General features: G+C 48.7%; 14 protein-coding genes. 12 read left to right on the top strand and 2 right to left on the bottom strand.

What is annotated here, in order from left to right:
* From KDK13_RS10255 to KDK13_RS10230, 6 genes are all read left to right on the top strand, one after another.
* The coding region (locus tag KDK13_RS10255) for a PD-(D/E)XK nuclease-like domain-containing protein (protein ID WP_257284884.1) at positions 1–701 on the top strand (701 nt) is incomplete at its 5' end.
* Positions 698–937 (top strand): hypothetical protein, encoded by a 240-nt coding sequence (locus KDK13_RS10250; protein ID WP_257284883.1) that lies wholly within the window; start codon positions 698–700, stop codon positions 935–937. The genes KDK13_RS10255 and KDK13_RS10250, both read left to right, overlap by 4 nt.
* A complete protein-coding gene (locus KDK13_RS10245; protein ID WP_257284882.1) occupies positions 930–1,967 on the top strand; it encodes a RecT family recombinase in 1,038 nt (345 codons plus the stop codon). The genes KDK13_RS10250 and KDK13_RS10245 overlap by 8 nt, the downstream gene beginning before the upstream one ends.
* Entirely contained in the window at positions 1,964–3,181 is a 1,218-nt protein-coding gene (locus tag KDK13_RS10240; RefSeq protein WP_257284881.1) for an MT-A70 family methyltransferase, read from the top strand. The genes KDK13_RS10245 and KDK13_RS10240 overlap by 4 nt, the downstream gene beginning before the upstream one ends.
* Positions 3,182–3,314: 133 nt before the next feature.
* The gene (locus KDK13_RS10235) at positions 3,315–3,506 is read left to right on the top strand and encodes a hypothetical protein (protein WP_257284880.1); all 192 of its coding nucleotides are present in this window, start codon (positions 3,315–3,317) and stop codon (positions 3,504–3,506) included.
* Positions 3,476–4,741 (top strand): site-specific integrase, encoded by a 1,266-nt coding sequence (locus tag KDK13_RS10230; RefSeq protein ID WP_257284879.1) that lies wholly within the window; start codon positions 3,476–3,478, stop codon positions 4,739–4,741. Before KDK13_RS10235 ends, KDK13_RS10230 begins: the two co-directional genes overlap by 31 nt.
* Before the next feature lie 308 nt (positions 4,742–5,049).
* On the opposite strand, the gene KDK13_RS10225 is transcribed toward KDK13_RS10230, so the two are convergent.
* A complete protein-coding gene (locus tag KDK13_RS10225; RefSeq protein WP_257284878.1) occupies positions 5,050–5,985 on the bottom strand; it encodes a YiiX/YebB-like N1pC/P60 family cysteine hydrolase in 936 nt (311 codons plus the stop codon).
* A 197-nt stretch (positions 5,986–6,182) separates the two neighbouring features.
* Here KDK13_RS10225 and KDK13_RS10220 point away from each other — a divergent pair, with 197 nt between their 5' ends.
* Positions 6,183–6,764, top strand: a complete 582-nt coding sequence (locus KDK13_RS10220) for a DUF1285 domain-containing protein (RefSeq protein WP_257284877.1) — start codon at positions 6,183–6,185, stop codon at positions 6,762–6,764.
* Positions 6,765–6,807: 43 nt separating this feature from the next.
* On the opposite strand, the gene KDK13_RS10215 is transcribed toward KDK13_RS10220, so the two are convergent.
* A complete protein-coding gene (locus tag KDK13_RS10215) occupies positions 6,808–8,466 on the bottom strand; it encodes an electron transfer flavoprotein-ubiquinone oxidoreductase (protein ID WP_257284876.1) in 1,659 nt (552 codons plus the stop codon).
* Positions 8,467–8,891: 425 nt separating this feature from the next.
* Here KDK13_RS10215 and KDK13_RS10210 point away from each other — a divergent pair, with 425 nt between their 5' ends.
* From KDK13_RS10210 to pgsA, 5 genes are all read left to right on the top strand, one after another.
* Positions 8,892–9,641, top strand: coding sequence for an electron transfer flavoprotein subunit beta/FixA family protein (locus KDK13_RS10210; protein WP_257284875.1), 750 nt, complete (start codon positions 8,892–8,894; stop codon positions 9,639–9,641).
* Positions 9,641–10,570, top strand: coding sequence for an electron transfer flavoprotein subunit alpha/FixB family protein (locus KDK13_RS10205; protein ID WP_257284874.1), 930 nt, complete (start codon positions 9,641–9,643; stop codon positions 10,568–10,570). Before KDK13_RS10210 ends, KDK13_RS10205 begins: the two co-directional genes overlap by 1 nt.
* 180 nt (positions 10,571–10,750) lie before the next feature.
* Positions 10,751–11,392, top strand: coding sequence for a UvrY/SirA/GacA family response regulator transcription factor (gene uvrY / locus KDK13_RS10200; protein ID WP_257284873.1), 642 nt, complete (start codon positions 10,751–10,753; stop codon positions 11,390–11,392).
* A 169-nt stretch (positions 11,393–11,561) separates the two neighbouring features.
* A complete protein-coding gene (gene uvrC / locus KDK13_RS10195) occupies positions 11,562–13,406 on the top strand; it encodes an excinuclease ABC subunit UvrC (protein ID WP_257284872.1) in 1,845 nt (614 codons plus the stop codon).
* Between the two features lie 176 nt (positions 13,407–13,582).
* Entirely contained in the window at positions 13,583–14,146 is a 564-nt protein-coding gene (gene pgsA / locus KDK13_RS10190; RefSeq protein WP_257284871.1) for a CDP-diacylglycerol--glycerol-3-phosphate 3-phosphatidyltransferase, read from the top strand.
* Positions 14,147–14,310: the final 164 nt, after the last annotated feature.

The following is a 14,310-nucleotide window of genomic DNA, read 5'->3' as shown; positions in this document are numbered from 1 at the left end:
ACCGTATCCACCGTCCAGGCGAAACACTCTGCACCGTCGCTGACATCCGTCAGTGGTTGAAAGACCGCAACCTAAGCGCCGGTGGCAACAAGAGTGAACTGATAGATCGTGCGATTCGACACGACCCGCAGGTAAAAATCCTCTCAGTGCTGGAAGCGAAACAGAAAGACGGGCGAAAGAAGGTCATCAAGCCAGAGGTGTTCGACCAGGCAAAAGCCATGGCCGCCAGTGTTCGCCAGCACCCGGACGCGCAGCAGCTGCTCAGTGAGGGCGAACCGGAGGTGTCCGTGTGGGGGCAGCACGACGATACCGGACTGTTGACCAAGTGTCGGCCGGATTGGTTGCGCGACGGCATCTGCGTGGATTTGAAGACCTGTGGCTGCGCATCGCCGCGCACCTTCGGTCGCCAGGTGTGCGATTTCGGCTACGACCTGCAGCAGGCGCACTACCTGAACACGCTGAACAGTGCCGGCATACCGGTGGAGGTGTTCGCCTTTATCGCCGTTGAGAGTGAACCGCCCTACCTGACCCAGGTGTACATCCTGGACAATGAACACGCGGCCATGGCCGTACGTCGCTGGCACCAGGTCATGTGTGACCTGTACGAATGCCAGCAACAGGACCGCTGGCCCGGTTACACCGACGAGGTCGAGCTGCCATTGCCCGGCTGGTATGCGCGCCAGTATGGAGACCTCGCATGAACGATTACACCAGTGAGCAATGTATGCAGGACATCCTGGTCACCTTGCTGGACGCCTTTGACGACAAAACCGGTGAACTGCCCCGGCCGCTGAGCGTGGCGCAGCAATCCCATTACTTTCTGATCCTCCTGAGCTGCCTGGTTCACGAGCTTAATGCCATTGACGGGCGGCCGATCAATTTGAACACCGAACTGCACAACATCCGCAACACACTGAAGGAGCGTGGCCATGAATGATCTGGTAGCGCAACAGAACGTACTGGGTGACCTGGTTGCCCTGGAGAGAATCGAGAAATTTGCCGGGCTGATGGCCAGCGCCCGGGTGACCATCCCGGTGGAACTGCAAAACAAGCCCGGTGATTGTCTGGCCCTTTGCCTGCAGGCGCAGGCCTGGGGCATGAACCCGTATGCCGTGGCGCAAAAAGCCCATGTGATCAAGGGCAAGCTGGGCTACGAGGCACAGCTGGTCAACGCCGTCATTACCCGCCATGCGCCCATTCAGGGCCGGTTGTCGTTTGCCTGGTCTAAAGGGTGGGAGCGCATCCTGGGCAAGTTTAAGAAACAGCCGGGCAAGAACGGCGGTGCGGACTATGCGGTGCCCAACTGGGCCGAGAAAGACGAGGTTGGGCTGTGGTGTGAGGTATCGGCTACCCTGGTTGACGAAAATGCACCCCGGGTGCTGCGTCTGGATTTGTGCCAGGCCCATCCACGCCAGTCCACCCTGTGGGCCACTGACCCGAAACAACAGCTGGCCTATACCGTGGTGAAGCGCTGGGCACGGCTGCATTGCCCGGACGTGATCCTGGGCATCTACACGCCGGAAGAACTCCGGGCCATGCCGGATGCCAATGAGAAAGACGTGACGCCCAAAGACAGGCTGGCCTCCCTGTTGCACGGCGAGTCAGTGACCGCCCGGACGGAGAGTGAGCCACCGCCCGCACGGTCGACGGTCGACCAGTACATAGAAGACCAACAGGAAAACACACCAGTAGACGTGATAAACGCCGTGCCTGTGGCTGATGCTGATAAGGGTGAGGTTATGAAACAGCGGGTGCGAGAAAAACTGCGGGACAATGGTCAGGTCGCTGACGGCCCGCCCAGTGATCAGGACAAGATTAACCTGGACATGGCTATCCAGTGCCTGCGTGCCTCGCAAACCATGGCAGAGCTGGACGAAGCCGGGCAGACCATCAAAGGCGTGCTGCATGCGGATCACCAAGAGCAGGCGCGGAAAGTGTATCGGGAAATGGTGAAGGCGTTGTCATGAACCATATTAATTACGTACAGATTGCCACCATCAAGGTTGGCGACCGTTACCGCAAGGATATGGGCGACCTTCAGGCACTGGCCGACAGTATTGAAGTGCTGGGATTGCTCCAGCCCATTGGCATTAATCCGAACTATCAGCTGATCTGGGGCGAACGGCGGTTGCGGGCTTTCAAGTTGCTGGGATGGGATAAAATACCGGCGCGGATTGTCCCGATGAAGGAAATTATTCTGGGTGAATTTACCGAAAACTCTGTTCGGAAAAATTTCACTACCTCTGAACGTGTAGAAATTGGAAAAGCAGTTGAAGATCTGCTTAATGGAAGAGTGGGCAGCAATCAATATCAGGAGAAATCATCCAATGAGCTTGTGCAAAATTTTGCACAGGCACAAGAGGGTGATAAGACCAGGGATATTGCATCAAAACAAGCTGGTTTTAATAATCACACCACATTTGAGCAGGCAAAGTCGGTTGTCGAAACGGGTTCATCTTCATTGATTGACGCAATGGATAATAAAGACGCTTCGATATCCGCAGCCGCCAGGATCGCCACACTCCCACCCGAAGAACAGGACGACATCGTCGCCCGTGGCCCTGCTGAAATTAAGGCAGCTGCCAGGGCCATTCGTCAGCAGGAGACCAAACAGCGTCGTGAACAGCGTATCGAGAAACTGAAACAGCAGGCCGCTGGCAATGTTGAACTGGACACCACCTGCCAATACCCGGTGATCTATGCTGACCCACCCTGGAGCTATGAGTTCAGTGGTTCTGACAATCGCGACCTTGACAACCAGTACCCGACCATGAGCCTGGATGCCATTCTGGCCATGCCTGTGGACCAACTGGCTACACCAGACTGTGTGCTGTTTCTCTGGACTACCGCACCCAAACTGACCGAAGGTCTGGAAGTGCTGGCACGTTGGGGATTTACCTACAAAACCTGTGCTGTGTGGGATAAGGAGAAAATCGGCATGGGCTACTGGTTTCGGCAGCAATCGGAGCTGCTGCTGGTTGGTACCCGGGGATCGATCCCGCCACCGGAACCACCCAACCGGCCGTCGTCGCTGATACGGTCGTCCAGGGAAAAGCACAGCCAGAAGCCGGAACAGGTTTACCGGATCATTGAAACCATGTACCCGCAGTTGCCGCGCATCGAACTGTTTGCCAGAAACCGGAGGGACGGATGGTCGGCTTTTGGGAATGAGCATGCATGAGTTTAAGAAGCTACTGAGAGAATCGCATGCCATTGCCTTTATCAACCTCATTACCCTCACAGGCGGCCTGAAAAGGTCGCCGTAATTTTCTGATTTTGTGGTCAATCATTTAATTTTATGGTAGGTAAGTGTTATGAACGGACACTGGGTACGCTTGAGTAAGTACTGCGAGCTGACTGGTGAGACCAAAAATACCTTCAACAAAAAACGCTCCACCGGACAGATCAGGGATGGTTATCACGCCAAACTGGCCGCCGATGGTGCGATTTGGGTGCATATTGAGCGGATGTCGCAATGGGTAGAAGAGAGTCGTTACCAGAGGTAAAAAAGTATTCCGGAGTTGAGGTCCGGGGTAAAAACATTAGAATCAAGTTTGTATGGCCAAAGGGAGCTGGAAAACAACAGCGAATCACACTTAAAGGCATGGATGTCAATGATAAAAACATGAAATATGCTTTTAATAAAGTTCAGTCAATTAAACGTGAGATTGATCTGGGTGTTTTTGAGTGGTCAAACCACTTCCCTGATCATCCATTAGCCAAGACTGAGTTGAAAGCCAATGCTGGATACACAGTGGCTGATTTGCTGGATGACTACCTGAAAGAATATGCAAGATCCAGAAAAGAGGGTATCACTCTGGATAATTACACCTATCGGGCAGAACAGCATCTGAAGCCTTATATTGGTGATATCCCTGTTAATGATTTTAAAACAGCGCATGTTGTCAAATGGGCAACGCAACTGGGCGACAAAAATGTCAGTAGGGTGACATTGAAGAGTTATGTTGCACCATTAAGGGCGGCTTTTAAATGGGCCAGACAAAATGGTCGCATCAGTAATAATCCTTTTGTTGATTTTGAATGGCCTGAAGAGACCAGGGCAGTTAAACGCAAACAGGCAGAAAAACGGAAACAGAAGCGCCTTGATGTCTTTAATGAACTGGAAATTAATGCCTTGGTAAAGCACTGCAAACGGGAGCAGGAAGCCAATATTATCCAGTTTGGATTCTGGACAGGATTGCGACCTGAAGAACTGTTTGCCCTTCACTGGGAAGATATTGACTTGGTCAGCAATACCGTTCTGGTCAACAAAGCCAAGATATATCGCCGAGGCTTTAAAGTGATCGATTATGAAGTGGAAGAGCGTGAAGAGATTAAAGGTGTAAAGACGGGTGAACTGGGCGAAAGGGAAGTCTTATTGTTACCAGGCGCATTACAGGCCATACAGGCTCAGCGGCAATGGACAGCCACCATGCGCAAATTTGTGTTCCACAACCCGTGGTGGAACAAATCATGGACTAACACCAATCAGTTTGCCAACCGGTTTAAGGAATGCTGCCTGTCAGCAGGAGTCCGTTATCGTCGCCCGTACATGATGAGACACACTTATGCCAGCATGATGTTGAAACACGGAGAAGATGAAGGATGGGTTGCCAGACAAATGGGGCATGTGGATACCACCATGATCCGAAAGGTTTATCGAGAGTTTATCCCTGATGCTGATCATGTTAATGGTTACCGGTTGAAGAATGACTGGTCAATCAGTGGTACAAATAATTAATCTGTTTAGCCCATTATTAGCCCATTACGGCGATTAATGGGCTGAATGCCTTGGAAATACTGATCAATAACATACACTCCTAATGGTCTTAGCCCGTGTTTTCTTCCCCCAGAATCGCGGGTTTCTTTTTGACTGTTTTTTTTGTTTTTGCCCTTCATCAAGGTTTTTTAAAGTTTTAAATAAGCAGGGTGGAGATAGATGAATGTTGGCTATTTTTTATCTGAATACAGGCTCCCTATGGTGTTTTTTTGAGCAAAAGCATAGAAAACAAATAGCAAAAAACAGATAAAAGCTTCCGCCTGAAATGTTCAGTGGGTTGAAATGGAGCCACTTTCACCACTGCTTTTCTTATCAGTGGAGAAGAAGGTTGCATCGCTCAATACCTCATGATCTACAGCGCTTTCTTTCTGTAGCTGCTCGATTTGCTGGGAAGACATGTAAAAATCTGTTTCCCGCCCCTCCAGAACCTTCTGGCCATGCCAGGGCAATAGCCGGTAATCCGCGTGATGACTGTAATCCAGAAATGGATACTTGATGATCTGAAAGTAAGGAGAGTAATCGAAGTCACTGGGGGTGCAAAGCTTGGGGTTTCGTTGAAAGAGTTGTACGCCAGAGGCACCATCATGTTTAACCAGGGGCAGGATTGGAAAGTGAATAAAGCTAAAGGCCTCTGCAATCATGGTGGAGCAGACAGTTTTTGTTTCCTGTCCAGGAGAATGCTGAAACAATGAAGAGCCAAGCCTTCTGGGTAAAAAGGAGTAGGGAAAGAAAAACCTGGCAAGATCGAGAATCTGCCGGACGTTATAATCCATACCCAGCCGACTGGTTGCGTAGTGTATGACTTTCTGGCTATCGCTATAGCTCAACCCTTTTGGACGGCATATACGCAGATGTTCCCCTTCATAGTTTTTCAGGGGTTGAATAGCGGTACCAATTCCCAGCTCACTTTCAATAATCAGCTGTTCATCAGGAGAGCCGCCATAAGATTCACTGACAACCTGGCGAATTGTGTCATCCTCAATATCGTGAAGTCGGCCAAGGAAAAGCATTGCATGGGACCAGGAACTTTGAGTGGTTTGCTTGATGACCCGACTGACTCTTGATCTTCCTTCAACCAGGAGAACATCGCAGGGTTTAATTTCATGCCTGAGACGTTCAAAATCACACAGCGGACTTGTCCTTTCCTGAACGTTGCGGCTTAGCCAGTCAGTAAGGCATCCCGCAACCATTTTGAAGAGTTCCATGCTCCAGTCCTAAGCCAATCTTTATTTTTTTATGTTAGCATCGGTTATTATTTAAATTATAAATAGAAATAAATTTGACATTATTTCATAAGTCCATCTGCTTGATGGCCTGCTCCCATAAAAACATCAAATATTTGCTATTTCCAAATAAGTCGTATAAACGGGCTGAATAGCCAAAAAGCATGGGAGAATGTTTTGTGAGCAACCGATCAAAACCGGAAAATATTGTTGCAAATCTACAGTTTTTGGACAATAAGAAAGGGCTGCCTCCTGTGCATACTTGGAACCCTCCTTTCTGTGGTGATATTGATATGCGCATCAGTCGGGATGGTCGTTGGCACTACAATGGCTCCCCCATTGGACGGGAATCGATGGTAAAACTATTTGCTTCAGTTCTCAGGCATGACGATGACCATTACTACTTGGTCACTCCAGTAGAAAAAGTAAGAATTCAGGTGGATGATGTGCCATTCGTCGTAGTTTCTGCAGAGCTTCGAGACGGTGTGAATGGCTCCGAATACCTGTTTACGACCAATGTTGGTGATCAAGTGGTGCTGAATAACGAGCACACCCTGAAGATGATGAAAAGCATAAAAACCGGAGAGTTTGCACCTTATATCAGGATTAGGGATCGGTTGGATGCATTGGTAAATCGCAATGTGTTTTACCAGTTAGTGGAAGAGGCCATTGAAACCCCGGTGGCGGGTGGGGTAGAGCTGAACATTCGAAGCCAGGGGCAAGACTATTTACTGGGAATGATCCCTGGGAATGATCGCTGAAAATAGTTGAGGGTGGCTGAACCACCCTTATTCCAGGAAAAACTCACATGTTTGGATAATTCGGGCCGCCAGCACCTTCCGGGGCAATCCAGGTGATATTCTGGGCAGGATCCTTGATGTCACAGGTCTTACAGTGAACGCAGTTCTGGTTGTTGATCTGGAACCGGTTTTCACCGGAGTTTTCATCAACAACAATCTCATAAACCCCGGCAGGGCAGTATCTTTGCGCTGGCTCATCATAAACCGGAAGGTTTTGCTTTAGCGGAATGGTATCGTCTGCAAGCTTCAGGTGACAGGGCTGGTCCTCCTCGTGGTTAGTATTAGAGAGGAACACTGAACTCAAGCGGTCAAAGGTGATCACACTATCAGGTTTTGGATAGTTGATGGGGCTGGACTCTGCAGCAGGCTTTAGCCGGGCGTGGTCCGGGGTCGTATCGTGCAGGGTAAATGGCAGTTTACCATTGAAAATATTGAGGTCTGCAAAGGCAAAGGCAGCACCAAAGATGTTACCAAATTTATGCATGGCCGGACCGAAATTGCGCTGCTGATGCAGTTCTTTATAAAGCCAGGAAGCCTTGAACGCCCCATCAAAGGATTCCAGCTTATTGCCACCCTCAGAGCCTGCACTAACCGACTTGAACACTTCTTCTGCCGCAATCATTCCTGACTTCATGGCGGTATGGGAGCCTTTTATTTTTGCTCCATTCATGGTTCCGGCGTCACAACCAATCAAGAGTCCACCCGGGAAAATCATTTCAGGTAGTGACTGTGGTCCACCTTTGGCCAGTGCTCTTGCTCCATAGGAAACCCGTTTTCCGCCTTCCAGGTATTGCTTGATAACTGGACTCTTTTTAAATCTCTGGAATTCTTCAAAGGGGCTAAGGTGTGGGTTTGAATAGCTTAAATCAGTGATGAGGCCCAGTACCACCTGGTTATTCTCAAGATGATAGAGGAATCCGCCACCGGTAGAGCCGCTTTCAGCCAGTGGCCAGCCAGCTGTATGAACCACCAGGCCCTGCTGGTGCTTATCGGGTGCAATATCCCACAGCTCTTTAATGCCAATTCCGTAATGTTGAGGATCACGCCCTTCATCAAGATTAAAGTGGCTGATGAGTTGCTTGCCCAAGTGTCCGCGGCACCCTTCGGAAAAGAGGGTGTATTTGGCGTGAAGCTCCATACCGGGCATAAAACTGTCTTTCTCTTCACCAGAGGCTGAAACCCCCATGTCTCCAGTTGCTATGCCCTTGACACTGCCATTCTCATTAAACAGCACTTCCTGGGCGGCGAATCCCGGAAAAATTTCCACTCCAAGTGATTCGGCCTGCTCAGCCAGCCAGCGTGTGAGATTCCCGAGACTTATGATGTAATTGCCTTCATTGTGCATGGTTTTAGGCACAAAGATACTGGGCACTTTTATCCATTTTTCTTCAGAACGAAGCACATAAATATCATCGGAGGAAACTGGGGTATTTAATGGCGCCCCCAGCTCTTTCCAATTGGGAAATAACTCATTAAGCGCCGTTGTTTCGAATACTGCGCCTGAGATGATATGAGCACCAACTTCAGAACCTTTCTCTACAACGCAGACACTAAGCTCATTATTCTGCTCCTGAGCCAATTGCATCAGCCGACAGGCGGCTGACAAACCGGAAGGGCCTGCCCCCACGATAACGACATCAAATGCCATGGATTCGCGTTCCATGATGAGCTTCCTCCCTGTCGGAGTGTTATTTTTCACAAAGCCCTTCAAACAACTGTTTGAATTTTCTTGGCATTATACTCAGTGTTCCCTCTAATGGACAACACATCATTAGTTATTAATACCTACGCACAGAACTATTCCGGCTGCCAAACAGTTGCTATCTTGTTTTCACTGCATTTTTGCGGTCAGCAGAATCAGGTGTATTCAATATGATGCAGGGTAACAGACAGGTGTTTAACAAAACGGTCTGCGCAAACATGTTGAAACATACGTTTGAACCCTTATTGACGTACTGGTAGACTGCGATTGCGCAGATGTGTGAACACAGGTTGCTGAATGATAATAAAATTTGTCTGTCCGGTTGTTCGTTATCTGCTCAAAAATTCAAGACCAAGCCAATAACGAGAAGGGAAGGCTGCGAACTCATGAAAATATTAGTAGCCGTCAAAAGAGTCATTGACTATAACGTCAAGGTTCGAGTGAAGGCGGATAACACTGACGTCGATCTCACCAACGTCAAAATGGCAATCAACCCTTTCTGTGAAATTGCTGTTGAAGAAGCAGTAAGACTCAAAGAGAAAGGTGTTGCTACAGAAATCGTTGCCGTATCCCTTGGCGCCAAAGAGTGCCAGGAACAAATACGAACAGCGCTGGCTCTTGGTGCAGACCGCGGCATTCAGGTTCAGACTGATCAGTCCCTGGGTTCCCTGGCCGTTGCCAAACTGCTTAAGGCCATTGTGGATGAAGAAAAGCCTGACCTTGTTCTTCTGGGTAAACAATCCATCGACAGTGACAATGGCCAGACCGGTCAGATGCTTGCGGCACTTGCCGACATGTCTCAGGCTACCTATGCCTCAGAAATCAATGTTGACGGTGACAACGTTAATGTTACCCGTGAAGTGGACGGCGGTTTACAGACGTTAAGCCTGAAGCTGCCCGCAGTGATTACCACGGATTTGCGTCTGAATGAGCCCCGTTATGCCTCACTGCCCAACATTATGAAAGCCAAGCGTAAGCCACTGGATGTCAAATCACCAGAAGACCTCGGCGTAGCAGTGTCGTCTACTTTAACGACCATCAAAGTAGAGCCGCCCGCTGAGCGACAGGCTGGTATCAAGGTGGCCAGCGTGGATGAGCTGGTAGAAAAATTAAAAAATGAGGCGAAGGTGATCTAATGGCCATATTAGTCGTTGCTGATCATGATAACAGCACGCTCGGAGCGGGAACTCTGAACACGGTCGCAGCTGCCACCGCCATCGGGGGAGAGATTCACCTGCTGGTTGCAGGGTCCGGGTGTAGCGGAGTTGCAGGGCAGGCCTCTACCATAGCGGGTGTATCAAAAGTCTTGCTGGCCGAGAATGCTGCACTGGAAAACCGACTGGCAGAAAATGTCAGTCTGCTGGTTGCTGAACTGGGCAAGGATTATTCTCACATACTGGCATCCACCTCAACCGATGCCAGAAATATGATGCCACGGGTGGCCGCTGTACTGGATGTTGATCAGATATCCGATATCATCCGTGTGGAGAGTAATGATACTTTTGCGCGTCCGATCTATGCCGGTAATGCTATTGCCACGGTTCAGTCCAGTGCATCCATCAAGGTGATGACCGTTCGCAGTACTGGTTTCGATCCGGTTTCTGCTGAAGGTGGCTCTGCCAGTGTGGAAACCGTCGCCAGCAGCCATGATGCAGGGGTATCGAGCTTTGTCAGCGAAGAGCTGGCTCAGTCTGATCGTCCTGAACTGGCGGCTGCGGACATCATCGTATCCGGTGGTCGTGGCATGGGTAATGGAGAAAACTTCGAGTTACTTTACAAAGTAGCGGATAAGCTGGGCGCTGCGGTCGGTGCTTCCCGTGCTGCCGTGGATGCAGGCTATGTACCCAACGACATGCAGGTGGGGCAGACCGGAAAAATTGTTGCCCCAAAGCTGTACGTTGCCGTTGGTATCTCAGGTGCCATTCAACATCTAGCTGGAATGAAGGACAGTAAAGTCATTGTTGCCATCAACAAAGATGAAGAAGCGCCAATATTCCAGGTTGCAGACTATAGTTTGGTTGCTGACTTGTTCGATGCCATTCCGGAACTTGAAAGCAAACTTTAATTAACCAGACAGCTGTCTTTTTAAAAACACCGCTTTCTTTGATAAGTGGTGTTTTTTTATTGCATAAATAGAGTTTTTTTATCAGTCTTCTGTCTTTTTTTTCTTAAGGGGTTTCAAGACCCATCAACTCTGTGCATAATCTTTCACAATAAAACGATAAGAAACGTACCGGAGTAAATTTTGATAAGAGTTCTGGTTGCGGATGATCATGACTTGGTGAGAACAGGAATCTCTCGCATGTTGGCCGATGTTGAAGGCATTGAAATTGTTGCCCAGGCTGTCAGTGGTGAAGATGCCATTAGCCTTTATCGGGAGTTCACTCCGGATGTTACTTTAATGGATGTCAGAATGCCCGGAATTGGCGGGCTTGAAGCAACCCGGAAAATCTGCCAGATCAACGCTCATGCAAAAGTTATTGCCGTAACCGTCTGTATGGATGATCCTTTTCCAACCAGGCTGCTTGAAGCCGGCGCTTCAGGTTACATCACAAAAAGCTCTAATATCACCGAAATGGTTACGGCCATTCGAGCGGTATTCACAGGGAAAAAATACATTTCCCCGGAAATTGCCCAGCAAATGGCTTTGAAAGCTATTGAGCCAGACAGTGCGTCACCATTCAGTCAGCTCTCTCATCGAGAAATGCAGATCGCTCTAATGATTGTCAATTGTGAAAAAGTACCGACGATATCAGACAAGTTATGCCTCAGCCCCAAGACGGTAAACAGTTATCGCTACAGGATGTTTGAAAAGCTGAATATTACCAGTGATGTGGAGCTGACACACCTGGCTATTCGCCATGATATCGTAGATACCACTGAGTAAATGCTTCCCTATAGGCTCTGATGAACCACTTGTTGTGTTCCTTTCTCAACTCACGGCGCTTATATCCAAAATTCCCGTCACCTGTATTGAAAAATGCAGGCATATTCGTTTCTACAGCACTGTGAAGATATAATGAGCAGATGACTTGATAACCGTTGTCTGGTGGTACATGACAGGTAGTGAAGAAAGCAAAAAGTTTGATCACAAATCGTTTCTGGAAAAGGTCTCAAGCCGTCCGGGTGTCTATGATATGCGTGATCAGAGTGGCAAAACACTTTATATAGGTAAAGCGAAAAATCTTAAAAATCGCCTCTCAAGCTACTTCAGGGCAACCGGGCTTACCACCAAAACCATGGCTTTGGTGAACAAGATTGCGGATATTCAACTGACGATTACCAATACTGAAACTGAAGCGCTTCTGCTTGAGCAAAACCTGATAAAAGACAGAAAGCCACCATACAACATATTGCTGAGGGACGATAAGTCATACCCCTATATCTATATTTCCGGTGATGATGATTTTCCCAGGATGGACTCATGTCGTGGACGTAAACGACAGAAAGGTTATTATTATGGACCTTATCCCAGTAGCGGGGCGGTTCGGGAAAGCCTGCACCTCCTTCAGAAAATATTTAAAATACGTCAGTGTACAGATATCTATTTCAAAAATAGAACCAGGCCCTGCCTGCAATATCAAATCAACCGATGCAAGGCACCCTGTGTTGGCCTGGTCTCAAAAGAAGAGTACCAGCAGGATCTTGAGGATACCCGGCAATTCCTTGATGGAAAAAACCAGCAGTTAATCCGTTCGCTGATAAAGCGCATGGAAGTTGCTGCAGAATTGCTGGATTTTGAAGAGGCGGCGGCAACCCGGGATAAAATCAATCACCTCAGGGTTGTTCAGGAACAACAGACGGTTACCAAGTCGGCAGGTGATATTGATGTGATCGGGTTTGCGCAAATGGGGGGCAATACCTGTTTTGACGTACTCTTTGTCCGTTCTGGCAGGTTGCTTGGTCATAAATATTACTTTCCTGATTTTAAGCTGGAAGCTGAACGGTCCGATTATCTGGAAGATTTTATGGCCCAGTTCTATGTAAGGCTGTTTGCCAGTCGTGACCTTCCCGAGGAGATCGTGGTTCCGTTTGAGCTGGCCGGTACAGATACTATTGAGGACGCGATCCGGGCGGTTTCTGGCAAGAAAATCAAGATCAAGGACAAAGTACGTTCTGAACGGCACGATTGGTTAGGTCTGGCCAATAAAAATGCGCAGCAGAATCTTGAAAGTCACCTGGCGAGCAAGAGCCATCTAAACCAGCGATATGCGCAACTTAAGGATTTGCTGGATATTGAGCGACCCATCCTGCGTATGGAGTGTTTCGACATCAGTCATACCATGGGGGAAGCAACTGTTGCATCCTGTGTGGCATTTGGTCCGGAAGGGCCGGTGTTCAGTGAATACCGTCGTTACAATATCACTGGTATAGAGCCAGGGGATGATTATGCTGCCATGGCGATGGCTCTTGATAAGCGTTATCAGAAAATGGCGGAGGCGGATGCAGGGGAGGGGGCCAGACCGGATCTTATCATCATTGATGGCGGTAAGGGTCAGTTAGGAAAAGCTTCGGAGGTAATGACCAGACTTCAACTGCAGATTCCCTTGCTTGGTGTCGCTAAGGGAGTGACCCGAAAGCCAGGCCTTGAAACACTGATTTACCAGGAACAGGAGCTGGACCCCGAGGGTGCTGAAGCGGCCTTACTGTTAATACAGCAGATCAGGGATGAAGCACACCGCTTTGCGATCACCGGGCATCGACAGCGCAGACAAAAGGCAAGGAATCGTTCCGTTCTGGAGGATATTCCGGGTATTGGCAGCAAGAGGCGATCTGCACTACTAAAGTTTTTTGGTGGGCGCGAAGGCGTGAGTGGTGCAACTATCGAAGAATTAAAGAAAGTTGAAGGCATCAGCCTGAGGTTGGCACAGCATATATATGAATATTTGCATAATGACTAGCACCGAAGGGCAGTACTGTGTACCGTATGCTCTGGAGAATTCCCTGCTTTGATTTCTGGCTCTACATCAACATCCCGAAAGAGCATGGCGATATTTCAGACCGTCCCAAAAAACGTCCCAAGGCTGCCAGCTGAATGCTCCTTAGCCTTGCAGCACAAGGGCTTAATTAAGTAGTTATGAACGTCCCGAATTTCCTGACACTAACACGAATTGTTCTGGTTCCATTTCTCGTCATAATTTTTTATCTCCCATTTAAGTGGAGTTATCTTGCCTGTGCTGGAATATTTGCCTTTGCTGCAGCAACGGACTGGTTTGACGGGTATCTTGCACGCCGACTTAACCAGACAACGCCATTCGGGGCGTTCTTTGACCCAGTCGCTGATAAAATAATGGTTGCAACGGCACTGTGCCTGTTGATTGATGAGTTTCATGCATTCTGGATGACGGTACCGGCTCTGGTCATTATTGGTCGTGAGATCGTTATCTCTGCCCTGAGAGAGTGGATGGCTGAATTGGGAAAGCGGACCAGTGTTGCCGTGAGCATGATCGGTAAGGCGAAAACCATGGCTCAAATGGTATCAATTACCTTACTACTATTATCACCAGTACCGGTTGATTCCTGGATTGGTGTTCTTGGTATTCTACTGCTGTATCTTTCCGCAATTCTGACATTATGGTCTATGTACATTTATCTGAAGGCCGCATGGCCAGATCTTTCTCCGTTCAACAAGCCTGACTGATGTGACGGAAAGCGGTTGACATCAAAGTAAAAAAACCTAAAATACACTTCGTGTTCGGGCGCTGACAGGTGGTTACCTTCAGTCGTCAAGAACTTTTTTTTGTACAGTGTGCGGGAATAGCTCAGTTGGTAGAGCGCAACCTTGCCAAGGTTGAGGTCGCGAGT

It is taken from the genome of Endozoicomonas sp. SESOKO1 (assembly GCF_024606265.1).
GTDB lineage: Bacteria > Pseudomonadota > Gammaproteobacteria > Pseudomonadales > Endozoicomonadaceae > Endozoicomonas.
Note: the sequence above shows the minus strand (reverse complement) of the source record. Positions and strands in the feature narration are given on the sequence as shown.